General features: G+C 59.9%; 24 protein-coding genes and 1 pseudogene. 6 read left to right on the top strand and 19 right to left on the bottom strand.

What is annotated here, in order from left to right:
• Window positions 1-25 precede the first annotated feature (25 nt).
• On the top strand, window positions 26-844 hold the full coding sequence (gene dkgB, locus RB216_RS10395; protein WP_308908653.1) for a 2,5-didehydrogluconate reductase DkgB: 819 nt from the start codon (window positions 26-28) through the stop codon (window positions 842-844).
• Here dkgB and RB216_RS10390 read toward each other — a convergent pair.
• From RB216_RS10390 to RB216_RS10355, 8 genes and pseudogenes are all read right to left on the bottom strand, one after another.
• Window positions 841-1,260 (bottom strand): ANTAR domain-containing protein, encoded by a 420-nt coding sequence (locus tag RB216_RS10390; RefSeq protein ID WP_028619630.1) that lies wholly within the window; start codon window positions 1,258-1,260, stop codon window positions 841-843. The two genes, dkgB and RB216_RS10390, sit on opposite strands and share 4 nt — an antisense overlap.
• A gap of 134 nt (window positions 1,261-1,394) precedes the next feature.
• A complete protein-coding gene (locus tag RB216_RS10385; protein ID WP_308908652.1) occupies window positions 1,395-5,006 on the bottom strand; it encodes a transporter substrate-binding domain-containing protein in 3,612 nt (1,203 codons plus the stop codon).
• Window position 5,007: 1 nt separating this feature from the next.
• The gene (locus RB216_RS10380) at window positions 5,008-5,634 is read right to left on the bottom strand and encodes a response regulator transcription factor (protein ID WP_028619628.1); all 627 of its coding nucleotides are present in this window, start codon (window positions 5,632-5,634) and stop codon (window positions 5,008-5,010) included.
• Window positions 5,635-5,933: 299 nt separating this feature from the next.
• Window positions 5,934-6,650, bottom strand: a complete 717-nt coding sequence (locus RB216_RS10375) for an MgtC/SapB family protein (RefSeq protein ID WP_010211291.1) — start codon at window positions 6,648-6,650, stop codon at window positions 5,934-5,936.
• A gap of 16 nt (window positions 6,651-6,666) precedes the next feature.
• Window positions 6,667-9,372 (bottom strand): magnesium-translocating P-type ATPase, encoded by a 2,706-nt coding sequence (mgtA, locus tag RB216_RS10370; protein ID WP_028619627.1) that lies wholly within the window; start codon window positions 9,370-9,372, stop codon window positions 6,667-6,669.
• 420 nt (window positions 9,373-9,792) lie between these two features.
• Complete coding sequence (locus RB216_RS10365; protein WP_122684495.1) at window positions 9,793-10,395, bottom strand: GNAT family N-acetyltransferase; 603 nt, start codon at window positions 10,393-10,395, stop codon at window positions 9,793-9,795.
• A gap of 11 nt (window positions 10,396-10,406) precedes the next feature.
• Window positions 10,407-10,751 (bottom strand): FKBP-type peptidyl-prolyl cis-trans isomerase, encoded by a 345-nt coding sequence (locus RB216_RS10360; protein ID WP_092249737.1) that lies wholly within the window; start codon window positions 10,749-10,751, stop codon window positions 10,407-10,409.
• Window positions 10,752-10,762: 11 nt separating this feature from the next.
• Window positions 10,763-11,059, bottom strand: a pseudogene (locus tag RB216_RS10355) (type II toxin-antitoxin system HicB family antitoxin); the annotation flags it as partial.
• A gap of 435 nt (window positions 11,060-11,494) precedes the next feature.
• Here RB216_RS10355 and RB216_RS10350 point away from each other — a divergent pair.
• Together RB216_RS10350 and RB216_RS10345 are read left to right on the top strand one after the other, a co-directional pair.
• A complete protein-coding gene (locus tag RB216_RS10350) occupies window positions 11,495-11,740 on the top strand; it encodes a DUF6124 family protein (protein ID WP_308908651.1) in 246 nt (81 codons plus the stop codon).
• 150 nt (window positions 11,741-11,890) lie between these two features.
• Window positions 11,891-12,778: a nitrilase family protein gene (locus tag RB216_RS10345; protein ID WP_033902082.1), complete on the top strand. Its 888-nt coding sequence runs from the start codon at window positions 11,891-11,893 to the stop codon at window positions 12,776-12,778.
• A gap of 36 nt (window positions 12,779-12,814) precedes the next feature.
• On the opposite strand, the gene RB216_RS10340 is transcribed toward RB216_RS10345, so the two are convergent.
• The 8 genes from RB216_RS10340 to RB216_RS10305 form a co-directional block, all read right to left on the bottom strand.
• The gene (locus RB216_RS10340) at window positions 12,815-13,435 is read right to left on the bottom strand and encodes a transglycosylase SLT domain-containing protein (RefSeq protein WP_122684245.1); all 621 of its coding nucleotides are present in this window, start codon (window positions 13,433-13,435) and stop codon (window positions 12,815-12,817) included.
• A 70-nt stretch (window positions 13,436-13,505) separates the two neighbouring features.
• A complete protein-coding gene (locus RB216_RS10335) occupies window positions 13,506-13,967 on the bottom strand; it encodes a RidA family protein (RefSeq protein WP_308908650.1) in 462 nt (153 codons plus the stop codon).
• Entirely contained in the window at window positions 13,964-14,848 is an 885-nt protein-coding gene (locus RB216_RS10330) for a PhzF family phenazine biosynthesis protein (RefSeq protein WP_308908649.1), read from the bottom strand. The genes RB216_RS10335 and RB216_RS10330 overlap by 4 nt, the downstream gene beginning before the upstream one ends.
• On the bottom strand, window positions 14,845-15,885 hold the full coding sequence (locus RB216_RS10325; RefSeq protein ID WP_308908648.1) for an ABC transporter substrate-binding protein: 1,041 nt from the start codon (window positions 15,883-15,885) through the stop codon (window positions 14,845-14,847). Before RB216_RS10325 ends, RB216_RS10330 begins: the two co-directional genes overlap by 4 nt.
• Window positions 15,886-15,909: 24 nt before the next feature.
• Complete coding sequence (locus RB216_RS10320; protein ID WP_308908647.1) at window positions 15,910-16,674, bottom strand: ABC transporter permease; 765 nt, start codon at window positions 16,672-16,674, stop codon at window positions 15,910-15,912.
• Entirely contained in the window at window positions 16,671-17,489 is an 819-nt protein-coding gene (locus RB216_RS10315) for an ABC transporter ATP-binding protein (protein WP_122684236.1), read from the bottom strand. The genes RB216_RS10320 and RB216_RS10315 overlap by 4 nt, the downstream gene beginning before the upstream one ends.
• Before the next feature lie 469 nt (window positions 17,490-17,958).
• Window positions 17,959-18,762 carry an AraC family transcriptional regulator gene (locus RB216_RS10310; protein WP_028619615.1) on the bottom strand — a complete coding sequence of 268 codons (804 nt, stop codon included), beginning with the start codon at window positions 18,760-18,762 and terminating at the stop codon, window positions 17,959-17,961.
• 85 nt (window positions 18,763-18,847) lie between these two features.
• On the bottom strand, window positions 18,848-19,816 hold the full coding sequence (locus RB216_RS10305; RefSeq protein WP_068931780.1) for a hypothetical protein: 969 nt from the start codon (window positions 19,814-19,816) through the stop codon (window positions 18,848-18,850).
• Window positions 19,817-19,989: 173 nt separating this feature from the next.
• Here RB216_RS10305 and RB216_RS10300 point away from each other — a divergent pair, with 173 nt between their 5' ends.
• Both RB216_RS10300 and RB216_RS10295 read left to right on the top strand, forming a co-directional pair.
• Window positions 19,990-21,480: a PAS domain S-box protein gene (locus tag RB216_RS10300; RefSeq protein ID WP_068931779.1), complete on the top strand. Its 1,491-nt coding sequence runs from the start codon at window positions 19,990-19,992 to the stop codon at window positions 21,478-21,480.
• 107 nt (window positions 21,481-21,587) lie between these two features.
• Window positions 21,588-21,860, top strand: a complete 273-nt coding sequence (locus tag RB216_RS10295) for a DUF1652 domain-containing protein (protein WP_028619612.1) — start codon at window positions 21,588-21,590, stop codon at window positions 21,858-21,860.
• Here RB216_RS10295 and RB216_RS10290 read toward each other — a convergent pair.
• The 3 genes from RB216_RS10290 to RB216_RS10280 form a co-directional block, all read right to left on the bottom strand.
• Window positions 21,823-23,016, bottom strand: a complete 1,194-nt coding sequence (locus tag RB216_RS10290; RefSeq protein WP_028619611.1) for an MFS transporter — start codon at window positions 23,014-23,016, stop codon at window positions 21,823-21,825. The two genes, RB216_RS10295 and RB216_RS10290, sit on opposite strands and share 38 nt — an antisense overlap.
• A gap of 76 nt (window positions 23,017-23,092) precedes the next feature.
• Window positions 23,093-23,401, bottom strand: a complete 309-nt coding sequence (locus tag RB216_RS10285; RefSeq protein ID WP_028619610.1) for an RcnB family protein — start codon at window positions 23,399-23,401, stop codon at window positions 23,093-23,095.
• Between the two features lie 140 nt (window positions 23,402-23,541).
• Window positions 23,542-23,958: a nuclear transport factor 2 family protein gene (locus RB216_RS10280; RefSeq protein WP_308908646.1), complete on the bottom strand. Its 417-nt coding sequence runs from the start codon at window positions 23,956-23,958 to the stop codon at window positions 23,542-23,544.
• Between RB216_RS10280 and RB216_RS10275 the strand changes: the two genes are divergently transcribed.
• Window positions 23,957-24,514: a helix-turn-helix domain-containing protein gene (locus RB216_RS10275; protein WP_010211306.1), complete on the top strand. Its 558-nt coding sequence runs from the start codon at window positions 23,957-23,959 to the stop codon at window positions 24,512-24,514. The genes RB216_RS10280 and RB216_RS10275 overlap by 2 nt on opposite strands.
• Window position 24,515 lies beyond the last annotated feature (1 nt).

Below are 24,515 nucleotides of genomic sequence, written 5' to 3'. Positions count from 1 at the left end.
GTTCACACCCCTTCAGGAGTTACTGATGTCTATCCCAACGCACAATATCCCGGCCTTCGGCCTCGGCACTTTCCGCCTGCAAGGCCAGGTGGTGATCGATTCCGTCAGCACCGGCCTGGAACTGGGCTACCGTGTGATCGACACCGCGCAGATCTACGAGAACGAAGCCGACGTCGGCCAGGCAATTGCCGACAGCGGCGTGCCGCGTGACCAGTTGTTCATCACCAGCAAGATCTGGATCGCCAACTTCGCCGAAGGCCAGCTGATTCCAAGCCTGCGCGAAAGTCTGGGCAAACTGAGGACCGACTACCTGAACTTGACCCTGATCCACTGGCCCTCGCCGGACGACCAGGTGCCTGTTGCCGAATTCATGGGCCAGTTGCTGGAAGCCAAGCGCCTGGGACTGACCCGCCAGATCGGCATTTCCAACTTCACCGTCGACTTGATGAAACAAGCGATTGCAGCCGTTGGCGCCGAAAACATCGCCACCAACCAGGTCGAACTGCACCCCTACCTGCAAAACCGCAAGGTCGTGGACTTCGCCACCGCCAACGGCATTCAGATCACGTCGTACATGACCCTGGCCTACGGCGAAGTGCTCAAGGACCCGGTGATCCAGCAAATCGCCGAACGCCATCAGGCGACCCCAGCGCAAGTGACCCTGGCTTGGGCCATGCAATTGGGCTACGCAGTCATCCCGTCGTCAACCAAGCGCACCAACCTGGAAAGTAACCTCAAGGCCCTGCAACTGACCTTGAGTAATGCCGACATGGCACAGATTGCCGAGCTGGAACGCGGCCATCGCCTGACCAGCCCCAAGGGTATCGCACCGAAATGGGATTAACCCCCGGCTGCTGGCTGGGATAACTCGCGCAACCACGGCAACACCCGCAGGCCGGCAGTGGCTGCGGGTGGGTCAATGATGTCCATGAAGTGTTCAAGGTTGACGTTGTCAGGCACGCCGGGCAGCCGCACCAGCACCGCCGGCGTTACGTCAGCGCGGGTACTCAGGTCCAAATGATCGTAGACCAGCACGTGGTGCGCCTGGGGTTGAGACCCGCAAGCATGAGCCGTCAGCCCCGCATTGATGATCAGCACATCAAAGGGCAGAGCCGGGATAGCGGTGAGCAACTGGGCCTCTTCAACGGTTTCCACCGGTACGATCCGGAAGTACCCCAACCGATTGAGCATTTTCTCGATATACAACCGTTGCAGGTGTTGTTCATCGGCAATCAGGATGGTCAGTGCTTTGTTTGGCATGGCGAATCCCTGGGCAGGCAGCGCTCGTCAGTGAGCGAGCCCCATTTTCCAGACATACCCCGAAGACAAAATCAGGTTTATTCCTACTCCATGTAGGAATTCTCCCAAACCCACCGAATAGACATCCACTTCAGTCAAGTCTGCTTGATGCGTTCGCTCAAGTTATGATGCAAGCTATCAATGGCGTGGCCAATGGCTTCAACCGAAGCCGCCAATGCATCACGGTCCCCCCTTTCACACACGCCCTCCAGCGCCTCACAACAAGCGACCAGCGCCGCCGCCTTGACCATGCGAGCGCCACCTTTGACCCGATGGGCCAGGTCATGCAACTTGCCAAAGTCCGCGTGTTCTTGCAGCGCCGATAGCAGCAAGCGGTCCACCGCGAGGCTACCGAGCAATGGTGTCAGCAACTCATTGAGCCCGGCAGTATCATCACCTGTCAGAGCGACTAGCGTACTCAAGTCACATACCGGCACGCCCTCTTTCACCACCGCTGCCGCGGTGCGCGACGCCAACGCCGTGCGCAGATCATCCAGGCCGGTCGGTTTGAAGAGACAACCGTCCATGCCCGCCTGCCGGCAGCGCTCGGTCTCCTCCGGTTGCGCGTTGGCGGTAAACCCCAGTAGCAGACACGGCATCAGGCCACGCTGACGCTCCTGGGCACGGATATCACGTGCCAATGTGTAGCCATCCTTGAGTGGCATATTGCAGTCGGTGATGACGCCATCAAACTGCCCGGCCTGCCACAGGGCAAAGCCCTCAGCGCCGTCCTCGGCTGTGACGATGTGATGTCCCAGGAAGCTCAGTTGTCGAGTCAACAGTAAGCGATTGGCCGGGTAATCATCGACCACAAGGAGGTTCAATGCAGGTGTCGCAGGCGCAGGTTTAACAGGTAAAGAAAGCGCCGTTTCGGTGGTCAACGCCAGCGCCAACGTCACGTCCACTCGCGTCCCCTTGCCCTGCACACTGCTCAAATGCAATTGGCCGCCCATCATCTCGCACAGGTTGCGGCTGATCACCAACCCAAGGCCGGAGCCACTGCGCGCCGATTGGTCGTTGTTGCTGCCTTGGAAAAACGGATTGAACAAGCGCTGCTGATCTTCGGCACTGATGCCAATCCCCGTATCTTCCACAAACAACCGGAGGTTCAAGTGGTCACCGACCAATGCCGGTGTGCTCTGAGCGCCCAGACGCACCTGCCCGGTGGCGGTGAACTTGATGGCATTGCCCAGCAGGTTGGACACCACTTGCTTGAAACGCAAAGGGTCGATCAGCACCGTTCGATCGATCAGCGGATCAAGCTCGACTTGCAGCTGCAGCCCCTTATCCCGAGCCAACCCCTCGAAAACGCGCGCCACGGAGGCCAACAACTCATGGAGATTGGCCTGCTCCAGGCTCAAGGACAGGTGGCCGGTTTCAATCCGTGCAATGTCCAGGATATCGCCGATCAACTCCAGCATGCTCCGGGACGCCATCGACGCCACCTCTAGCGCGTCCTGATCGACACGGCCCTGCTCGGCGTTTTTCAAGGCCAACTCAAGCATACCGATCACCGCATTCATCGGTGTGCGAATCTCATGGCTCATGGTCGCCAGGAAGGTGGTCTTGGCACGGTTGGCGGCGTCGGCTTCCTCCTTGGCTTCCTGCAACTGGCCAAGCAGGCGCTGGCGCTCGCTGACATCCACCCAGCCGGCGATCATGCCCACGACGCTGCCATTACTGTCACGGTACGGCAGCATCCACTGGTAAATGGTCAACACACCACCTGGCACCTTGAGTACGCGATCCTGGATCTGCGGCTCGCCCCGCTCCATCAGGTCCAGGTAATCGGCATGGAACGACTGGGCCTGCGGCGGGTTGCCCGTGTCGGTTTGCACCACAGTCTTGCCGATCACGTCCTCCAACCTGAAGCCAAACACATCAAGGTAAGCGTTGTTACAGGCCATTAACCGGCCCTGGCGATCGCGCACGTAAATCGGATGGGGTGTGCCGTCGATCAGCACGCTCATGAATCGCATCTGGTCGCTCAAGGCCCGCTCTGCCTGGGCGCGCTTGCGTATCAGGTTGCGCAGGTAGAGCCCCCAACCCAGCGTCACCAGCAGCAGTAACGCGGCCAGACCAAACCCTTGGATGATCACATTGCGGTGGCTGCTCCAATAGCTGTCTTCGATGATGATCTCGCTGCGCCAACGGTTGGTCAGTTCGTCCATTTCTTCAGGCGTGATACTCAACAACGCCTTCTCGATAATTGAATACAGCTCCAGTTGGCTGCGGTTGACACCGAAGGCAATGCGCGCCGGTTCCGTGCCGATCGTGGTGGTGATACGCAGACGGTCTCGATAATTGCGCGCAATCATGTAGCGTGCGCTGATCAACGAAACAATAGTCGCATCGACACTCCCCTTGGCGACCAGGTCCATGGCGGCCTCAGGGTTCTCGACGTCGACAAACTTGATACCTGGATAATCCCGGGCTATCTGTGCACCGAGGCTGTTGCCGCCAATGAACGCCAGCCGTTTTCCGGGCATGTCTTCCAGGGTGAGCAGCCGTTCATCACTGGCACGCGCCACCAGCACGTTGGGGTTGGACAGGTAAGGTCGGGTGAAACGGACTTTTTCGGCACGCTCGACGCTAGGCGTAATGACCGCAAGCATGTCCACTTGCCCGCTGCTGACCTCATCAATTTGCCGAGGTAAAGAATTGCTGTGGACCATCTCGAACTTCAAACCCGTGCGCAAGCTGATCCGCGACAACACCTCATCGCTCAGCCCCGCGAATTGCCCCTGCTCATTCAGGAATGACAGCGGCATGAACTTGTCGAGCACCGCGACCTTTACCCGAGGATGCTTCTCCAGCCAACGCTGCTCACCGTCGCTCAGGCGCAACCGGTCGGCCTCCAGGAAGCCACTGTCTCCGGCACTCCAGCGGCGCAGGATGCTCATTTGCTGGTTGGCCGGGATCACGGCCAGCGCTGCGTTGATGATATTCAGCAGGCGGATGTTATCTCCGGAGAAAGCGAACCCGAACGGGTTGACCTCCAGCCCGGAAAAATCGGCCACGCGCACATTATTGAGGTGATTCTTTTGGATCAGATAACGGGTACTGATGACGTCGCCCAGGTACACATCCGCCTGGCCAAACGCGACGGCGCCGATGGCTTGGTGGGTCGAACCGTACAACATCAGTTGCGCCGCTGGGTAATAGGCTTGCACCGCATCAGGCTGCATGTAGTGGTAGAGCATCGCCACGCGTTTGCCGGCCAGGTCGGGGCTCAGTAAATGACTGTCACCCGCGCGGGTTACCAGCACAGGTTGATCATTGGCGTAGGAACGAGACAGTATCAGGCCCTTGTCGGCGGCTTCGTAGCCATTGGCCGACCCGACTAAATCCACTTCTCCCAGCTTGAGTGCCTCGATCACCTCATCGCGGGTGTCATAGCGTCGAACTTCAATGGGCACGCTTAAGATAAGGCTGATCAACCACGCGTAGTCAGCGGTGATACCTTCAAAATCATTGTTGTTGCTAAGGTCGAAAGGCGCGTAGTCCGGCGCCGACACCCCCATCACCAACGTGCGCCGCTGGCGTAACCAGCGCCAGTCGCTTTCATCAAGCGCCACGCCTGGGTTCTCAAGAGTGGCGTGACCGAGGAGTCGTAGGGAGTGCGGCTCATCCAGGGCCATCGCTGCATGGGAAAACAACCCGATCAGCAGGACAGCCGTGAATCTCAACAGCCGGGAGGTGGTCATTTCAGATCAGATGATTGCGCTGGGCGAACTTGGACAGGTGCACTACCGAAGACATACGCAGCTTCTCCTTGAGTCGCGTCTTGTAGGTGCTGATGGTTTTGTGGCTCAGCAGCATATCCTCGGCGATTTCCTTATTGCTCAGGCCCAGAGCCAGCTTTTGCAGCACCGTCAATTCGCGGTCCGACAGCGCTTCGACCAGTTCTTGCTCGGTGGTCTGCAAATCGTCACGGCGCACTGAACTGTTGGCCACGCTGGGGAAGCAGCTGTAGCCGGAGCGGATCGCCCTGATCGCCTTTTGCAACTCGTCCAGTTCACCCGTCTTGGCCACGAAGCCCATGGCCCCGGCGCGCATGCAGCGGGTGGAGAAGAACACCGCCAGGTAGGAGGTCAGCACAAGGATCTTGCATGGCAGCTCCAACGCCTTGATCCGGCTGATCACCTCCAGCCCGCCAAGCTTGGGCATGGCCAGGTCGAGGATGATCAGGTCCGGGCGCTGCTCACGCGCGCACTGCATGGCGTCGGCGCCGTTGCCCGCTTCATAGATTTCACCAAAGCCTTCTTGCTTCAACAGGTACTTCACGGTGGCACGGATAAAAGGGTGATCATCCACAATTAAAGCTTTGCTCATAAGACTCCCCCGAGGGATCAGTACGCTTACATATCACACGGGACCCATCTACCTGTGAAAAGTAACAGTTCCGACAAACGGTACTGATTACTCTGCATGACACTTCAGGTAGGACAGACCCCTCCTTTTGATAGAACACTGTCAATACGTTGAGCTGCGCCTTGGTTTCTAAGGCGCAAGGGCGCAACCTTAACAACGGTGTGGCTTATCAAATGAAGGGATAGTCTCGATTGCTTGTAGGACTTTTCCTCGTAACAGCATAGTCAGCTTTGCGCGGGACAATCCCAGACAGCCGGGGATTACTCGGTAGTACTTGGGCTCCAGAACGCTTGCACCACCAGGGTCGACATCGAAATTCGCGCCACCAGCGCGTCCAGTTCGTCACCGTCCACCGACGTCACGGCCAAGGTGGCTTCGATCTCCACTTCTTCCGTGCCAAAGGGACGCACGTCCACATCGCTGGCCGGGTAGTTGCAACGTGCCAGCTCCGCTTCCAGCAAAGCCAGTACGGCTTTCTGCTGGGTACGCCGGGCGATCACATACAAGATGTTGGTGACCTCTGCCGACACCACGTCCAACGGCTGACGGTTGATGTTGTTGACAATCGGTCGCAGCAAGGTGTTTGCCGCAAGCACAAACAGCGTGCCAAGCAGCGCTTCGAGCACTAGGTCGGCCCCCGCGCAGGCGCCCACCGCCGCCGATGCCCAGAGGGTGGCCGCCGTATTGAGCCCACGCACGTTGCCCTCTTCACGCATGATCACACCGGCACCGAGAAAGCCGATGCCCGAGACCACATAGGCCACCACCCGCACCGCGCCTTCCGCGCCGCCGAGTCGGCTAGCCATGTCGACGAAAATCGCCGCGCCCACTGCCACCAGCACGTTGGTGCGCAGGCCCGCCGTACGCTGGCGGTATTGACGTTCGAAACCGATCAAGCCGCCGAGGACAAAGGCCGCAGTGAGGCTGACCAGAGTGTCGACCAGAGATTCAAGGTTGATGTTGTTGATTGCTTGCATAGGAAATCTTCCCTGTTCATTGCCAGCCAAACTTACGGATGTAGTAGCCCTTCACCGCCTGGGTCAGCGCCATATACGCCAGCAGAATCACCGGCAGGAACACGAAGTACAGCGACGGCAGCGCCTGCAACTTGAAGTAATGCGCCAGCGGCCCCATCGGCAGGAAAATCCCCACGGCCATGATCACGCCGGTCATCACCATCAACGGCATCGCCGCACGGCTTTGCAGGAACGGGATTTTCGGGGTGCGGATCATGTGCACGATCAGCGTCTGGGTCAGCAACCCCACCACGAACCAGCCAGACTGGAACAGGGTCTGGTGGTCGGGAGTATTGGCGTCAAAGACGTACCACATGAGTGCGAACGTGGTGATGTCAAAGATCGAACTGATCGGCCCGAAAAACAGCATGAAACGACCGACATCTCCTGGCTGCCAGCGCTGGGGTTTACTCAGCATCTCGTCGTCGACGTTATCGAACGGGATCGCAATCTGCGAAATGTCATACAGCAGGTTTTGCACCAGCAGATGCATTGGCAGCATCGGCAGGAACGGAATGAACGCGCTGGCCACCAGCACCGAGAACACGTTGCCGAAGTTGGAGCTGGCAGTCATTTTGATGTACTTGAGCATGTTGGCGAAGGTGCGACGGCCTTCCAGCACACCCTCCTCCAGAATCATCAGGCTCTTTTCCAGCAGGATGATGTCGGCAGCTTCCTTGGCGATATCCACCGCGCTGTCTACCGAAATACCGATATCGGCGGTCCGTAGCGCCGGCGCATCGTTGATACCATCGCCCATGAAGCCGACCACATGCCCATTGGCCTTGAGCAAGCGCACGATGCGTTCCTTGTGGCTTGGCGTCAGCTTGGCGAACACATTGGTAGTTTCCACGGCCTTGGCCAGTTCGGCGTCGGTCATGTCCTCAATGTCGTTGCCCATCAGCAGACCCTGTTGCTCCAGGCCCACTTCGCGGCAGATCTTGGCGGTGACCAGTTCGTTGTCGCCGGTCAGCACTTTCACTGCCACGCCATGGGCCTTGAGGGCTTTGAGCGCAGGCGCGGTGCTTTCCTTGGGTGGGTCGAGGAACGCGACGTAACCGATCAGCGTGAGGTTATTCTCATCCGCCAGGCTGTAGGTGTCACGCCCCGGCGCCATCGGTTGCGCGGCCACGGCGACCACGCGCAGGCCTTCTTCATTGAACGCGGCGGTGACCTGACGGATACGTGCCAACAGGTCATCGGTCAGTGCTTCATTGACGTCGCCATGGCGCACGTTGTTGCACACCGACAGAATCTCCTCCACGGCACCCTTGCAGATCAACAGGTGCGGCTGGCCCTGCTCGGCGACCACCACGGACATGCGGCGGCGGTTGAAGTCGAACGGGATCTCATCGACCTTCTGGAACGCCGTGCCGACTTTCAGCTCGCGATGTACCTCCACATGCTCCAGTACCGCCACGTCCAGCAGGTTTTTCAGGCCGGTCTGGTAGTAGCTGTTGAGGTAGGCCATTTCCAGCACGTCATCGGACTCTTCACCCCATACGTCCACATGACGCGCCAGGAAAATCTTGTCCTGCGTCAGGGTGCCGGTCTTGTCGGTGCACAGCACGTCCATGGCGCCGAAGTTCTGGATCGCGTCCAGGCGCTTGACGATGACTTTTTTACGCGACAGAAACACCGCGCCCTTGGCCAGGGTGGACGTGACAATCATCGGCAACATTTCCGGGGTCAGGCCCACGGCAATCGACAGCGCGAACAGCAGTGCCTCGGTCCAGTCGCCCTTGGTGAAACCGTTGATGAACAGCACCAGCGGCGCCATCACGAACATGAAGCGGATCAGCAACCAGCTGACCTTGTTGACGCCATGCTGGAAAGAGGTGGTGGCGCGATCAGTCGCGGTCACGCGCTGGGCCAAGGCGCCGAAATAGGTGCTGTTGCCGGTGGTCAGGATCACCGCCGTCGCCGCGCCGGACACCACGTTGGTGCCCATGAACAGGATGTTCTCCAGGTCCAGCGGGTTGCGGGTCTTGGCGTCCTGCTGCTGGGCGAACTTCTCCACCGGCATCGATTCACCGGTCATTGCCGCCTGGCTGACAAACAGGTCCTTGGCGCTGAGTACGCGGCAATCGGCGGGGATCATGTCCCCAGCGGACAGTACGATCAGGTCGCCCGGCACCAGTTGTTTGATTGGCAGTTCGATGCGCTTGGCTTCATCGCGGCGCAGCACCGTAGCGGTGTTGCTCACCATGGCTTTCAGCGCATCGGCCGCCTTGTTGGACTTGGCCTCCTGCCAGAAACGCAGCAGCGTCGACAGCACCACCATGGAGAAAATCACCGTGGCGGCCTTCATGTCTTCGGTCAGCCAGGAGATCACCGCCAGCAAGGTCAGCAGCAGGTTGAACGGGTTTTTGTAACAGTGCCACAGGTGCACCCACCATGGCAGCGGTTGCTCATGCTCGACTTCGTTGAGGCCATATTGCACGCGCAGGGCATCGGCTTCCTGAGTCGTCAAACCCTCGGAATGGCTGCCCAGGGTGCCGAGCAATTGCACCGCACTGCTGTTGGCCGAGACCACCAGGGTTTGCGCCAGGGTCGGCGGCACTTCGCGGCTGACGCTGGCGTCGGTCACGGTGTCGAGCATCGCCAGGCGGCGGAAATGCCGGGCGATGTGCCGGGTCCGCAGGAAGCCGGCAAAGAACTCTTTCAACAGAGTCAGGTTCATGGTGTTACTCCTGCGCGAGGAAAAAACCGTCGTGCAGGTACCGCCGTCTGCACCGCGCCCGTTTTATAGGCACAGCCAGCTTGGCCCGCCTGTCGTAAAAGACAGGCGCGTCCGTAGCATCCCGAGGTGAGGCGGGTGCTGGTCAGCGTCGATGAGAGGGATTCGGGCAGGTGCCAGGACTGGCGCTGCCGGGATGCCGCTTCTCGCTTTTAGTGGCGAGACAACGGCATCGGAAAAATGCGCGTTACCTTGCCAAGCCTGTGCCGGTTACCGAAACCGGCCGACTACTGTCACTCGAACAAGTACCCACTGAGGGTCTCCGCTATTGATGAAAACGCGCGAAGCTTACGCCCCGATGATGAGAGAGTAAACCGTAGGAAAGTTTCCGTATGGGGAATAAGAAGATTCTTCAGGATGGGTTCAGGAAGGTGCATCCACTTGATCTCGCGGCACCAACGTCAGGTAATCACCCACCTGCCCACCTGCCAGGGCCTTGACCTGAATCGATACGCTGTTCACCTGACGCCCCATCGTGATCCCTTCGCGGGTGCGTACCTGCACATAGCCAAGCTTAGGCCAGAAACGTTCGGCCTTGGCATTGCCGATGACTACCGTCAAACGCAGCCATTGAGCGCCGTTGCCCGCAGCCCAAGCCTCAAGATCCGCGTGCAGCCGCTGCGCCAACCCAGTGCCATGCAAGCGTGCATCCACCAGCAACAGCCCGATGTGCCAAACACCAACAGCCAGCAAGTCCGCCGCAATGTTCACCACCGCCACCAGCTGGTGTTCCAGATCGCGGTAACCCAGCCAATACATCCGACTGCACGCCCACCCTGCGGGCAACTGTCCCTGCAATTCCTCATGCGCTTCGGTCGCATTGGCCGGTTCGCCGTTGACCGCGATGAAGTAATCCGGCGCCCGCTCAAAAAACCGCTGCAACTCGACCTCATCGCGATCACCCAGCTCAACGACCTGAATGCCCACGACGGAACACGCCGGCAACCCGTGTGAATCAACTTCCATGTCCATCGTTCTCAATCGTCCCGCGTCAGCACTTCCAGCAACTCAATCTCAAAACGCAGGTTGCTGTTGGGCTTGATATGCGCGCCCATCGACCGCTCGCCATAGGCCAGATGCGCCGGCACGAACAGCGTGCGCACACCGCCCACCTGCATGCCCATCAACCCCTGGTCCCAGCCCTTGATCACACGCCCGGTGCCAATCACACACTGGAACGGCTTGCCGCGCTCCCAAGAGGAATCGAACACCGTGCCGTCTTCCAGTGTGCCGGTGTATTGGGTGGTGATCAGCGCGCCTTTAACCACGGCTTTGCCGGTGCCGGGGCGGATGTCGGTGATTTGGAGTTCTTCGGGGCTCATGGGGAATCCGTTGGATAGATAGTGTTTGCTTGAGTTGTGTTTCGCAGATAGGGCATTAAATCCAAGTCGACAATCGCCCAGAATCCACCGGAAAAATCAGGATTATTCAGGTGGACATCAATCGCTAAAACTTGCGGAAGCTGTTCTTGATCGGCAATCACCCCTTCAAGGTGCAACGCCAAGGCCTCGCGGACATTATGCAGCGCTTCGGAAAAAGACCTTCCCGCAGAGAAACACCCCGGCACGTCAGGAATGGTCACGCCGTAGTCCGAGTCCGCGTCCTTGTGTACTACCACAGGAAACTTCATTTTTCCTCCTCTGGATAAGCCCTTGAGGGTCATTCAGCCGAATCATTATTTGAGCCTTACTGTTTTTTTACCAGCGTGCTAATCACCTCCGCACAGAATGTGGGTGCGCAAGCAAGAAAAAAGCAGTGACATTTCCCTTTATCTCGCAGGACGTTTCCGAGAGAATCCCAACCGCTTGCGCCGCTCAAATCACGTGGCTAGTCGTCGTCGGTCACTGCCCATTCAGTGACCGGGTTTAGTAGCCCACGATGTGATTAGGCGCCAAGCGCCCCCTTATGCAAGGCGCCATTTTTCGGCCCTGCGTTATGGTGGCCGTGCGCAGGGCACCTTCGGGTGCGCCGGGTCCTAATCACCGGTCTACTAACCTGCGTACGACCGCCACCCCGTTTAGTAGCGCAGGTATCGGCTCTCTAACGTTGATTAGGAGTTGAACCCATGGACAAACCTGTCCCCGCGCCACCCGCTTCAGAACTGCAATTCTTCACCACCACCCCAGACCTCAACTTCGAAGACGCCCTGGCCCATGCCAGCAGCGTGTTGCGTTGTGCCGCCGTTGCGGCGCAAACGGCCGGGGATCAACTGGAAGGGACTTCACGCACGTTGGTGCTGTCGGTCATGCACCTGGTGGACATGGCCAGTGTGATGGTGGATCGGTCGCTGGAGTGTATGCAGCCGATTTGAATGAGTCGCGGCAAGAAGCCTTGCTTCTTGCCGCGACTAAGCGCTTCCGATTGGCAGGCGCCAACTGACAACCTAAACGGAAGCACCTGATTTACGCATTGCCGCCCTATCACCTCTTATGTAGAGCAGTCCCCATAAGAGTCCTCTGCAATGAACCCAGCTATCAGCCCTGTCCGCGTTTCTGTCGTGCAGTTTGATCCCCAGGTAGGAACGCAGCACCGCACCACTAACCTGCAGCACAGCCTTGCGCTCGCAACTGAAGCGGCCAACGGTGGCGCCAAACTGATCGTGCTTCCAGAACTTTCAAATTGCGGTTACTTCTTCGCCAATCGCCAAGATGCCTTTGACCATGCCGAAATTGTTCCGAACGGAAGAAGCGTGCAGGTTTGGATCGAATTTGCTTCCCGGCATCGTGTGTATCTGGCTGCGGGCGTTAGCGAACTAGACGGCATGCAATTGTTCAACACCAGCGTCCTGATAGGCCCGGACGGCTTTATCGGCAAGTACCGCAAAGCACACCTCTGGAACCTGGAAAAGCTATGGTTCACCCCTGGGAACACAGGTTTCCCTGTCTTTGATACTCCCATTGGACGTATCGGCATGCTGATCTGCTGGGACATCTGGTTTCCCGAGGTACCGCGCATTCTCAGCCAGCAAGGCGCCGATATCATTTGTAGCCTGAACAACTGGGTATGGACCCCTCCCCCGTTATTTGATGAGGCCGGCAAGTGCATGGCGTCTTATCTGACGATGACCGCAGCGCACGTCAATAACGTGTTTATCGCAGCAGCCAGTCGAATTGGTGAAGAGCGTGATGCCTGTTATCTCGGGTGCTCGTTGATTGCCGGGACCAATGGTTGGCCCATCGGCAAGGTGGCGTCGGCGGACTGCCAGGAGATTCTGTTTGCCGATATCGACCTCAGCAGCGCGCGCAGCGCACCGATCTGGAACAATCTCAATGACCTGCAAAGGGATCGGCGCGCTGATATCTATGATCCGATGCTTGGCTACACCCAGCACCCGGCACTCCCACGCTGAGAGAAGGAGACACATCCAACACTACCACTGTGGTCTTTATAGCCACCGCCAGAACCGACTCCAAAACCCCCGCCCCAAATCATCCTTGCACCGCGCATACTGCGCCGCATACAGCTGTGAACGCGCCTGCACCTTGCTCGCCACCGGCGGCAGCCAGGCCTTGGCGGCGTAGGTGCGTTGGCGGTAGCCACCCCAGCCTTCGTGGTAGTTCAGGTACTGGCCGTAGGCGTCGTATTTGTAGACGCCGTTGACGGTGTAGGTCTTGTCCATGTACCAACCGACAAAGTCGATGGCGTCGTCGAAGTCCTGGCGACTGGCGCCGCTGCGGCCGGTGCTCTTGCGGTAGTCGTTCCACACTTCGTCCTTGGCCTGGGCGTAGCCGGCGGCGGTGGAAACGCGGCCCCAGGGGATGATCCACAGCAGGTATTTGCGGGGGGCCAGGGCGTCCTGGCGGAAGCCGGACTCCTGGTACATGATGGCGAACGGCACCTGAATCGGCACGCCCCAGCGTTTTTGCGTGACTTTGGCGGCGTCGTACCAGTCGTCCTTTTCGCGGAAGATACCGCAGAGGTCATTGGGCGTGCGTGGCGGCGAGGTGCCGCACGCCGCCAACAGGGAGGTGAGTAGTAAAAGTCCGACGGCTTTGGCTGCGCTCAAGGGGCACCTTTGCGAGATACGCGTAAAAAGACCGGCATTTTACGCGTTCATTGAGGTGAGTGCCGATGTGTCATCCAGTTGTTTTGATAACGGCGGTGACCTCCAATTCCAGCATTCCGCCGCTGGGCAACCCCGCCACGCCGACCGCCGAACGTGCATGCCGGCCCTGCTCGCCAAACACATCAATCAACACCTGGGAAGCGCCGTCGACCACGTTGGAAAAGCGCTGGAAACCCTCGCCGCCAAACACAAACCCTCGTACAAACAGAATGCGCTCGACGTTCTCCAACCCTACCACCTGATCCAGCACGCTCAAGGTGCGCAACGCGCAGGTTTGACCGGCCTGTGCCACCCGCGCTGGCGAGGTCTGGTCCGTCACCGGTCCGCTGATCACGCCATCGCCCAGCCGGCACACTTGTCCACTCACATAGGCCACACCCGCATGAATCGTCACCGGCACATAGTCACCCTTGGGGCCTGGCGCCTCGGGCAGTTGCAAGCCCAAGGCGGCGATACGCTCGCGAATACTCATGCGGGCTCCTCGACAAACGCCACATGCCCGCCCAACCAGCACCCCTGCACCTGCCCTGCCGCATCGTGACGAAAGCGCAGGGAAATCTGCGAAGGCCGGCCCATTGCGCGGCCCTGGCGGATGTACACCGGACGATCGTCAGCGGCCACCAAGCCAGTTTCCAGCAGGCCAAAAGACAAGGCCGCGGCGGCGATGCCGGTGGCGGCGTCTTCCGGGTAACCCGAAGACTTGGGGAACTGTCGCGCATCAAACTGGCGACCTTCAAGGTCCGACGGCGCGTAGGGATACAACCCCGTGGAACCAATGTGCTCGCACAGTTGCTCCATGCGGCGGAAGTCCGGCTTGAGGCTGTCCAGCACGGCCACGCTCTTCAGCGCGATCAGGGTCTTGACCCGGCTGGTGCGGGCGTTCTGGATCGGCAACGGCGCCAGTTCATTGGACGTGATGCCCAACACCGACAGAATTTCGGCCTCCACCTGCGGGTCGCTCAAGGTTTCAACCTGCCCTTTGGGTTGGCTGATTTCGACTTGAACCTGCGGCGTGCCGGCATTGGTAATCCGTGCATCAACCCGCCCGCTCAACGTCCACAGCGCCAGGCGCTCCTTGTGCAGCATGCCCAATTGATCCAGCAGCCAAATGGCGCCGACGGTGGCATGGCCGCACATTTCCATCTCATGGTTGGGCACCCAGAAACGCAGGGCAAAATCGAAATCGCTGCCGGCCGGTGCGGCAAACACAAAGCCGCATTCATGACCGTAATCGCGGGCGACTTGCTGCATATCGGCATCACTCATGCCGTCGGCCAGCGCCACGGTGGGCGCCGGGTTGCCGCCACGCGCGGTGGCGGGAAAGACATTGACCAGATGAACCTCGGGCGTCATTTCGCCTCTCCCTTGAGGGTGGAAACAGTCGGCGCCACGGCGTCGACGATGGTGTTGGTGTAGACCTGCTGCGGGTCGAGTGTCACCGGGTCATTCTCGACGGCGTTCATGAAACTGATGTTCTTCTCGACGCCGTCTTTTTCGATACGCGGCGTGGCTGGGTAGGACGGCAATGAAGCGGTCCAAGCGGCATCGAATATGGCCGCATCGGTGTGAGCAAAGTACGGACGCACCGACTCGCGGGCCTTGTCCGGTTCGCTGGCGATCAGGTGTTCGGCTTTCCAGATAGCGCGCACCAGTTTCTCGGCGGTGGCCTTGTTGCTGCTCAACCATTCCTCGCGGGCGATCATCGCGGTGAACAGGAAGCCGTCCAAGGGTTTGTATTCGCCCTTGGCCAGGTCCATCAGCACAAACCCGCCCTGCTGCGCCGCCGTGGTGACGGTGGGCGGCGACAGCGAGAAACCGTTGATGCTGCCCTGGGAAAACGCCGCCAGCATGTTCGGCGCACCGCCGATGGGCATGATGGTGAAGTCCTTATCCGGGTTCAGGCCGGCGTCCTTGGCCAGGTAGCGCACCAACATGTCGGTGGTGCTGCCGGGGCCAGTAACGCCGATCTTCAAGCCCTTAAGGGCCTCGGCACGCGCCGAGATGGGCGACGCGGCCGACACACCGGCTTTGCGCGCCGACTCGCCGTCGATCACCACGGTGCTGCCGAACTGGGTCTGCACGGCGGCAAACGCCTGCACGTTCTGGCCTTTGGACCGCGCGCGCACTGCGACCGCAGGCAAACCAACATAGGCATCGGCATCGCGACCGAGCACGGCCGTCAACGCCGCCGAGCCACCTTTTTGAAACACGATCACTTCAACATTCAGGCCTTCTTCGGCGAAGTAGCCCTGTTTCTGCGCGACGTAGATCGGCACATACAGAAAGCCTTCGCTGGGGAACGCCAGGGTGACCTTGGTGAGGTCCTGGGCCTGGGCGGCGGGCAGGAAGGCAGCGCACAACAGACCGACAATCACAAGACGCTTATGCATGATCAAGCTCCAAACCAGAGGGGGTTAAACCGCGACTTCACGTTCCGCTTCATTGGCTTTCCACGGCATCAGCTTGCTTTCGGCCACCTTCACCGCCGTGTTCAGGATCAGCGCCAAAGCAACGATCCCAACCAAAGCGGCAAACACGCCGGCGGTGTCGAACTGCGAGGCCGCATCCGATAGCAGATAACCCAGCCCACGGTTGGCCGCGATGATCTCGCCCACCAGCGCGCCGATCAGCGCATAAGGCACCGACAACCGCAGGCCGGTGAACACCCAGGTGAAGGCCGAGGGGATCACCACCATGGTCAGCAGGTCACGTTCCTTGGCGCCCATCAAGCGCAGGATGGTCAGTTGCTCGCGGGACACGTTGCGCACGCCGCTGTAGGTGTTGAGGAACACCAGGAAGAACACCACCGCGGCGGTGAGGATGACTTTCATCGGCAAGCCGATACCGAACCAGAGGATGAACAGCGGCGCCAGCGCCACTTTCGGCAGGCTGTAGAAGGCCGTCAAAAACGGATCGAGGATGTCAGCCAGCAACTTGGCGCGACCCAGTACAAGGCCTGCGATCAAACCTGCGAGAGAGCCGATGAAAAAGCCCAGCACCGCCTCCAGGGTGGTGATGCCGGCATGGTAGAAAAATACGCCATTGAGCAGGATTTTCCACAGGCTCTGGGCCACGGCCGAAGGGCGGCTGATGAAGAATTCCGCGCCAAACCAGCGCGACACGCCTTCCCACAACAGCATGAGGAACACCAGGAACAGCAAGCGATAAACCTGAATCATACGACCTCCAGCGAGTGAGCCAATGAAGAAGGGTGAGCGGCGTCGGCAACGTCGGGCGCCAGGCGTTTCCAGAGTTCGGCGCAGAGTCCCACGTAGCGTGCGTCGGAGCGCAGTTGCACCAGGTTGCGTTCACCGCTCAGCGGGATATCGAGCACATGGTCGATGGTGCCGGGGCGACCGGCGAACACCACGCAGCGGTCGGCGAGCGCAATGGCTTCGTCGACGTCATGGGTGACGAACAGCACGGTCTTGTTGAGCTTGCGGCACAGGCGCAGCAGTTCGGTCTGCAGCGTCAGACGCATTTGCGCATCGAGGGCGCCGAAGGGCTCGTCCATCAGCAGGGTTTCCGGGTCGCTGGCCATCAAGCGCGCCATGGCCGCGCGTTTGCGCATGCCGCCGGAAAGCTGGTTGGGGTAGCTTTCGCCGAAACCGGTGAGGCCTACCAGCGCCATCAGCTCTTCGACCCGTGCTTCGGTCTCGGCCTTGGGCACGCGGCGAATCTGCAGCGGCACCGCGATGTTGCCCGCCACCGTGCGCCAAGGCAGCAAGTGATCGGCCTGGGTCATGTAGCCGACCCGGGTGTTCACGCCTTTGACTTCAACGCCGTCGTAGTGCACTTCGCCGACCGTGGGGCCGAACAGCCCGGCGGTCATGTTGAGCAAGGTGGACTTGCCGCAGCCCGACGGGCCGACTAGGGTGATGATTTCGCCGCGCTGGACCTCCAGCGACACATTGCGCACGGCCACAAATTGGCGGCCCTCGACGTTGAAGCTTTTTTGCACGCCTGAAAATCGGATAAAGGGTTTTGCGCTCACCGCCCCTCCTCGTCCGGTACGCCGGACTTGTCTGTTGTTGGTGAGCAGAGGATGAAGGGATGACAGATTTGTGGCGCACGGGATCGGGCCGGATCATGCGCGGGATCGGGACATCGGTGATTGGGGTTGCGCCAGGAGGAACCGACTCGAATGTGGGAGCTGGCTTGCCTGCGAAGGCGGCCTGACAGCCGACCTGGATGTTGGATCTGATCGGGCACATATCCGTTATTTAGGTAACGGCCACTTATGGTTCCGCCCTTACGGCGGGTCACTTTTGGAAACGAGCCCGGAATGCCGGCCCAGCCAAAAGTAACCAAAAGGGCTCTTGCCCCAACACTCGGTACCTCGCCTAGGCTCGGTATGCCCGTAATCCGACAGGGATTTGGGGGGCCGCCTGAGATCAAAAGCCAGATCAAAATCACGATCACGATCAAGAACGGCTCGCTTCGCATTGTGGTTTGTGCTGGTGTCAGCTACGGCGCCATTCATCCGGGGAGATGCCCAACACCCGGCGGAACACATGGGCCAGGTGCGATGGCGATTCGTAGCCGACGTTGTTGGCGATCTCCAGCACTGACAGGCGTGTATGCCGAAGCAGGGTCTGCGCCCGTTCCAGGCGCAGCCGTTGCACATAGGCCAACACCGTCTCACCGGTGTGCTGCGCAAACAGCCGGGTCAGGTGTCGGCGGGACAGATGGAACACTGCCGCAATGTCATCCAGCCCTGGCGCATGCTCGAGATTGCCTTCCACGTAGGCTTTCACATCGCGCACCAACATGGCGCCATGGCGCTCGGTGGAAGAGCGTTGCAGGCTCGGCTGACTGAGGGAGATCGCCAGGCATTCGAGCAACAACAGGTGATCGGCCTGGGCCAGTTGGCGGCGGCGATCTACGTAGGGGTCGGGTTGGCTGAAGGCTTTTTTCGCCAGCAATAAATGGTGCAGCGGCGCGGAGGTTTGCCAGATGCCCAGGGTGGGCACGCGCAGCAGGCGGTTGGCGTCACCGGACAGGTCACGCAGGGCGTAGCGCATGTAGTCAGGGTCGACGTAGAACGCCAGGTGGCCCTGGCTGGCCGTGAGTGATGAGGAAGAATGGCTGCATTGCGGCGGCACCAGCACGAACTGGCGGTCGATCACCGAGGTGCTGCGCCCGCTGTCTTCGTCCTTGAAGCGCAGCAAGCCATGCTCGGGCACCATGAGCATGAACTCGTCATGGGCATGGGCACCGGTTTCATAGGCGCCATTGGAATTGAAGACGCTGTAGATATCACGCATCGCCAGGCACTGCCGGTGGGTATTGAAATGCTGACACTAGCATGTTTGATGCCAGTGAAAAGCAGCGTCCCTGCTGCAAGCATTGTTAAGCCAACGGCACTCGGCGCGTGGTCAGGGCCATCCGCCCTACCAGGAAGCTCAAGGCCGCGCCCAACAACAGCATGGCCAAGGTGCTCCAGGCCGCACGGGAGAGCTGTTTGGCCGCGACTTCGCCGGCTTCACGGGCTTTCTGCTCGGCCTGTTGCTTCAGTTCATCAACCTTCTGCATGGCCTGCTGATAGGCCTGGGCGTAGTTGTCGACGATCTGGGTAGCTTCTTCCTTGCTCTTGCCGGTGCGGGCCGCAACGATATTGACCAACGCGTCTTTGTCCGCTGCATTCAGCGCGGGCTCACCGGAAGCCTTGACGCGTTCGAACCATTGCTTCAACGCATCGCCAGCCTGGGCAGGGTTGCTGGCTGCGGCGGTCGCCGACTGCTTGCCATCGGCAGCGGCCTGGTCGGTTTTCTGTTCGACGTTGGCCGGGTCCAGTTCAGGCTTGCCACTTTGCTTGAGCAAGGTGTCCAGCTCGCCTTGCAGGCTGTTCCAGTCCAGTTGGATGCCCTGCTCGTTCAACTGCTGCTTGACGCTGTCGCCAATGCCCGGTGCTACCGCGGCAATGCCGCTGCCGGCAGCCGACAGGCCTTTACCTACCACATTGCCGGCGGTGCCGACGACACTGGCGGCCAAGCCCGCCAGCAGCCAGGTGGTGAGCAGCGTGGTGAGGGTCCAGGTCAGTACGCCGTGCAGGCCGCCGCGATCAGGGGCCGTGCGGCCCGCCACAAAGGCGCCGAGGCCAACAGCGACCAGGGTCGAGACAAACAGCCAGATCCCGGCGCCCGTGCCGAACCCACTCAAAGGGTTGCCGGCTTGCATGGGGTCGACGGCGCTGGCGCCGATGGCGGTGCCCAACACACTCAGCACCAGGTAACTCACCAGAGCAATTGCACTCCCGGCCAGTACCGCACTCCAGGACACGCGAAACGGCGAACGGTTGGTTTCATAGACAGGGGTCATGATTGATCCTTTTTGCGTTATTGACCGCCTCAGTCTGGCGAGCCAAGTACCGCTCGTCCCCGCGCAAATGCACCGGGATGCATAGTGCATTTGCACCCCACCCCAGGCAATTGGTCTGCACTATCCTGAAGCCCCGGTGTCGTAATTCCACGCGTCTAAAACCCGGAGAAACCATGACCCAGGATGTCCTCGCCAAAGAAACCAACCGCCGCCAACTGCAGCAGATTGTCTCCGGGGTATCCGACGGCATCATCCTCGCGGAAGTCGACCAAACCATCCTCTGGGCCAACGAAGCTGCGCTGAACATGCACGGCATTGATGACGTCGCTGCACTGGGTGCCAATACCCAGGCCTACGCCGAACGATTTGCCCTGCGCTATCGCAACAACCACCCGGTGCTGTTGGAGAACTACCCCCTCGCCCGCGTCGCCGCTGGCGAAGAGTTCAGTGACGTGGTGGTGGAAGTTTCCCCCACCGAGGACGCCGACAGAACCTGGGTCCATCGCCTGCGCAGCCTGGTGATCAGTGACTCCCACGGTGAGCCGGAATTGCTGGTGCTGATCCTCAGCGACGCCACCGAATGGGCCAGCGCCGAACAGCGCTTCGAAAAAACCTTCAACGCCAACCCGGCGCCGGCGGTGATCTGTCGCCTGAGTGACTTGCGTTACATCAAGGTGAACCAGGGCTTTCTGGAGATGACCGGCTACAACCGCGACCAGGTCATCGGTAAATCCGTCTATGAGCTGGACGTGCTGGAACAGGCCGAGCGCAAGGACCTGGCCATCCAGCGCCTGGGCGAAGGTGCGACCATCCCGCAGATGCAGGCCGAGCTGCGCCTGCCTGAGGGCGGCAGCAAACTGGTGATCGTCGCGGGGCAACCGCTGGACATGAACGAAGAGGACTGCATGCTGTTCTCCTTCATGGACCTGGAGCCGCGCCGAAAGGCGGAAATCGCCCTGCGCCAGAGTGAGGAGCGCTTCGCCAAATCGTTCCGCCTGACGCCCGTGCCAACCCTGGTGTGTAGCGCCGCCAACCGCCAGGTGGTGGACATCAACGAAGCCTTCATGAGCATCACCGGCTATACCAGCGAGGAGCTGATCGGCAAGTCCATCGAAGACATCGACTTTATCGACAGCCCGCAGGCGGCCGCGCAATTGTTCGCCAACCTGGAAAAAGCCGGCAACCTCGACGGCCAGGACCTCAAAGTGCGCAAGAAAGGCAACGAGGTGATCGACTGCGTGGTCTCCGCCGACACGGTGATCATCCAGGATGTGCCCTGCTATCTGCTGGTGATGATGAACATCACCGAACGCAAACGCTCGGAGCTGGAACTGGTGGCGGCCATCGAAGAAGTGATGCAGGACGCCTCCTGGTTCAGCCAGACCCTTATCGAAAAACTGGCCAACGCCAAGAGCGTCAACAGCCCCAGCCAACCCAATGTCGCCTTCACCGACCTCACCGCCCGGGAGCGCGATGTGCTGGGGCTGATCTGCGAAGGCTTGGCTGACAAGGAGATCGCTTCGCGCTTGAAACTGGCGCCCAACACGGTGCGTAACCATGTGGCCACGGTGTACTCGAAACTGGGAGTGCACAGCCGCAGTGCGGCCATCGTCTGGGCCCGTGAACGCGGGCTGTTTGCCGGGGAATTGCGCCTCAAGAAATAGACCGTGGAAGTACAAATGCACTAGTGCACTTAGTGCGAATTCGCCTTATTGCAGCGGGCAGCACGCCATAACCTTCAAGCATCGAACTTAGGCCTGAAGGAACCCGCATGTTTACCCTCTCTCAACTGCGAAATTGCATCGAAGAAGGCCTGTCGCCGCTGACGTGTGAATTCACCCTGTGCCGGGACGCGTCCCTGACCCTCAAGGTCTACGACGCCGAGACCGGCCGTGTGGATCTGGTGGTGACCGGGATCAGCACCAACCGACTGCAGACCCCGCAAGAAGTCGAAAAGATGGTGGAAGAATTGCGCTACGAACTGCAGAGCAACACCATGGGCAAGCTCACGCTGGATGACTTGCCTTCAACGACGCACCAATGAAATAGAATATCCCGCCTGCGACGATGAACGCCCCCAGCATGTAGAACATGTAGTAGGCCGGCAGGCTGGCCAGTACCAGCCCACACAACACCGGCCCCAACGCGGCACCCAGGTTGGACAGGTTCTGCGCCCCGTAGTACATGCCGCGCAGGTGGTCCGGGGCGATGCGGTCGATAAACATGTACTCGGCCGGAAACACGATGATCTCCCCCACCGTGAACACCACCATCGCCAGCACCCACCACAACACGCTGGTGGACAGCGCGAACCCGACGATTCCCAGCATGAACATGCCCAGCCCCGCGATCAGCCATTGGCCCAGGTAGCGATGCGAAATACGCCGCCCGATCACGTACTGCAAGGCAATCACCAGCACCGCGTTGGTGGTCAGCACGGCGCTGACCACGGTGTAGGTGTATTCGGCTGTGGTGGTGGTCACCAGGTATTGCGACAGCCACGCGGTGAACTGGCCGAAGACCACCGCACTGAGCACGCCGCCGAGGGTGAAGCAGACCAGGCGGTGATCCCTTAAGAGCACCCGCCCGACGGCGAGGAATGGCACCGGCTTTTGCGTGGCATCCACGGTGGTCAGGGTGCGGTCGCCCCAGCGCCAATACAGCAGGAAAAAGCCCACCCCCAACAGCGCCGAGAGGATGAACGGCAAGCTGATATCCAACTTGGCAATCATCGCCCCGAAAAAAGGCCCCACGGCATAACCGACATTGGTCAGGGTGTACTTGATGGAAAACACTTCGCTGCGCGCCTCTTCGGGCAACAGGCTGGCAAAGCCGGCTTTGACGGCGATATCGATCACCGCGTACGCGAGGTTGATCAGGATCAGGCAGGCATAGAACACCCAGAAATGCTGCACCAGCACCGTGCCGATAAAGCCCAGTACAAACAGCGCACTCAGCCCCAGCAACAACCGGTAGCTGTTGATGCGGTCGACAAGGAAACCGCCATACACGCTGAGCAACGAGCCGACGATCAGCGAGCTGCCGATGACCAGGCCAACCTGGGTGATGTCGAGGGCAAAGCGGTGGGTAAGGTAAATCACCAGGTAGGGAAAGGTGATGGCCTTGGCCAGCGTCAGCATGAGCGTGGCCGAAAGCAGCAGGTTTACGGTGCGGGGGTAGTTTCTTATTGTGGCAAGCATCCTGCTCTCGATCGTTGAAGGTAACGCGGCGTCTATGGCCGGTTACCTTAACCCAGGGCAGGCACTACCGACACGGTCATTTCTTGACGGGGGTGATCTCGAGAATGGTGCCGTTGGTGGTCTTGAGCAGCACGAATTTATCGCCTACCCGCGTCCATTGGCTGTCTTCCTCAGGCTGCTTGAGGCCGCGCTTTTTCCAGTCGCTGACCGCCGATTCCTTGCGCATCAGCATGTCCGGCGCACGGTCACCCTCTTTCAGGTCACGGGTGTTGATGTTCGAAGGTTGCACGGTTTCCTGGGGGGTGTCACCGGCCTGCACGATAAAGCTGGCGGTGGACAAGCTTGTGGCGACCAGCAGGCTGGCAATCAGGGATTTGGCTTTCATGGGGGCTCCTTCAATGAATGATGCGTACCCAGGTTCGGACCGCTGCAATGCGTGATCATTCCATCGGGCCTCTCACTGCCCCAATGGGTTGGGGCCGCTTCGCGGCCCAGCGGGAACAAGCCCCCTCGCCACCGCAATGGCTAATCAACTGCCAAGGGTGTGCCTTGATGGAACACCATCTGCCACTGCCCTTCTTCTGCCCGCCATACCGAGCTGCGCAACGAGGTCCCGACTCCGTTCCGGTGACAGCGATAGGTGACCAACGCTACACGCTCGCTCAGCATTTTCACCACGAACTCGGTCATGCTCCGCGCAGAAAACACCTCATCCTGCAGCCCGTCGATCACCTCGGCCTTGCTGCCCCACACATGGCCGCTGGCGCCGAACTCAACAAAATCATCGGCCAGCAATCGTGCCAACTGCCTTGTATCCGAACGGGTCGCGCTTTGCTGTAGTGCCTGTTCCAGCCCGAACAAGTGCGCGTGTAAATCCATGCTCATTGCCTCCATGAAATAAATCCTGTAATTTTTCATGAAATTTATCGAAATAAATTTCATGACCCCACAAGAAGAACTCGCCACCCTCGCCGCACTCATCCACGACCTGCGCAAGCACAAGAAGCTCACCCTCGCGCAGTTGGCGCAAAAAATCGAGCGTTCGGTGGGTTTCCTGTCCCAGGTCGAGCGCGGTTTGTCCCGCCCGACCGTGGCGGATTTGACCGCCATCAGCCACGCCCTCGACGTACCCACCACCTATTTCTACAGCCAGCCCAAACCCAAGGCCGTGGACTGGATCACCCGCCCCAACGAGCGGCGCACGGTGTATTACGCCAATGGCATCACCGACATCCTCGTCTCACCAAGCATGAATGGCGCCTTTTCGATGCTCGACAGCCTGTTGGCCCCCGGTGCCAACAGCGGTGAACAAACCATGAGTGATCGCGCCGAACAAGCCGGTTTTGTGCTGGAAGGCGAGTTGACCCTGTGGGTCGAGGGTGAGGCCGACTCGGTCACCCTCGGCCCAGGCGACAGTTTCCACCTGGCCAGCTTCGCCCATTGCCGCTACGCCAACCTGACCGACCTGCCCGCCCGCGTGTTGTGGGTTTACAACTAGG

It is taken from the genome of Pseudomonas canadensis (assembly GCF_030980095.1).
Taxonomy (GTDB): domain Bacteria; phylum Pseudomonadota; class Gammaproteobacteria; order Pseudomonadales; family Pseudomonadaceae; genus Aquipseudomonas; species Aquipseudomonas canadensis.
Note: the sequence above shows the minus strand (reverse complement) of the source record. Positions and strands in the feature narration are given on the sequence as shown.

What these genes read in the sequence shown, in the direction of transcription:
- dkgB (WP_308908653.1), top strand. Translation starts at nt 26, where the DNA reads ATGTCTATCCCAACGCACAATATCCCGGCCTTCGGCCTCGGCACTTTC.
- RB216_RS10390 (WP_028619630.1), bottom strand. Translation starts at nt 1,260, where the DNA reads ATGCCAAACAAAGCACTGACCATCCTGATTGCCGATGAACAACACCTG.
- RB216_RS10385 (WP_308908652.1), bottom strand. Translation starts at nt 5,006, where the DNA reads ATGACCACCTCCCGGCTGTTGAGATTCACGGCTGTCCTGCTGATCGGG.
- RB216_RS10380 (WP_028619628.1), bottom strand. Translation starts at nt 5,634, where the DNA reads ATGAGCAAAGCTTTAATTGTGGATGATCACCCTTTTATCCGTGCCACC.
- RB216_RS10375 (WP_010211291.1), bottom strand. Translation starts at nt 6,650, where the DNA reads ATGCAAGCAATCAACAACATCAACCTTGAATCTCTGGTCGACACTCTG.
- mgtA (WP_028619627.1), bottom strand. Translation starts at nt 9,372, where the DNA reads ATGAACCTGACTCTGTTGAAAGAGTTCTTTGCCGGCTTCCTGCGGACC.
- RB216_RS10365 (WP_122684495.1), bottom strand. Translation starts at nt 10,395, where the DNA reads ATGGAAGTTGATTCACACGGGTTGCCGGCGTGTTCCGTCGTGGGCATT.
- RB216_RS10360 (WP_092249737.1), bottom strand. Translation starts at nt 10,751, where the DNA reads ATGAGCCCCGAAGAACTCCAAATCACCGACATCCGCCCCGGCACCGGC.
- RB216_RS10350 (WP_308908651.1), top strand. Translation starts at nt 11,495, where the DNA reads ATGGACAAACCTGTCCCCGCGCCACCCGCTTCAGAACTGCAATTCTTC.
- RB216_RS10345 (WP_033902082.1), top strand. Translation starts at nt 11,891, where the DNA reads ATGAACCCAGCTATCAGCCCTGTCCGCGTTTCTGTCGTGCAGTTTGAT.
- RB216_RS10335 (WP_308908650.1), bottom strand. Translation starts at nt 13,967, where the DNA reads ATGAGTATTCGCGAGCGTATCGCCGCCTTGGGCTTGCAACTGCCCGAG.
- RB216_RS10330 (WP_308908649.1), bottom strand. Translation starts at nt 14,848, where the DNA reads ATGACGCCCGAGGTTCATCTGGTCAATGTCTTTCCCGCCACCGCGCGT.
- RB216_RS10325 (WP_308908648.1), bottom strand. Translation starts at nt 15,885, where the DNA reads ATGCATAAGCGTCTTGTGATTGTCGGTCTGTTGTGCGCTGCCTTCCTG.
- RB216_RS10320 (WP_308908647.1), bottom strand. Translation starts at nt 16,674, where the DNA reads ATGATTCAGGTTTATCGCTTGCTGTTCCTGGTGTTCCTCATGCTGTTG.
- RB216_RS10310 (WP_028619615.1), bottom strand. Translation starts at nt 18,762, where the DNA reads ATGCGTGATATCTACAGCGTCTTCAATTCCAATGGCGCCTATGAAACC.
- RB216_RS10305 (WP_068931780.1), bottom strand. Translation starts at nt 19,816, where the DNA reads ATGACCCCTGTCTATGAAACCAACCGTTCGCCGTTTCGCGTGTCCTGG.
- RB216_RS10300 (WP_068931779.1), top strand. Translation starts at nt 19,990, where the DNA reads ATGACCCAGGATGTCCTCGCCAAAGAAACCAACCGCCGCCAACTGCAG.
- RB216_RS10295 (WP_028619612.1), top strand. Translation starts at nt 21,588, where the DNA reads ATGTTTACCCTCTCTCAACTGCGAAATTGCATCGAAGAAGGCCTGTCG.
- RB216_RS10290 (WP_028619611.1), bottom strand. Translation starts at nt 23,016, where the DNA reads ATGCTTGCCACAATAAGAAACTACCCCCGCACCGTAAACCTGCTGCTT.
- RB216_RS10285 (WP_028619610.1), bottom strand. Translation starts at nt 23,401, where the DNA reads ATGAAAGCCAAATCCCTGATTGCCAGCCTGCTGGTCGCCACAAGCTTG.
- RB216_RS10275 (WP_010211306.1), top strand. Translation starts at nt 23,957, where the DNA reads ATGACCCCACAAGAAGAACTCGCCACCCTCGCCGCACTCATCCACGAC.
- RB216_RS10280 (WP_308908646.1), bottom strand. Translation starts at nt 23,958, where the DNA reads ATGAAATTTATTTCGATAAATTTCATGAAAAATTACAGGATTTATTTC.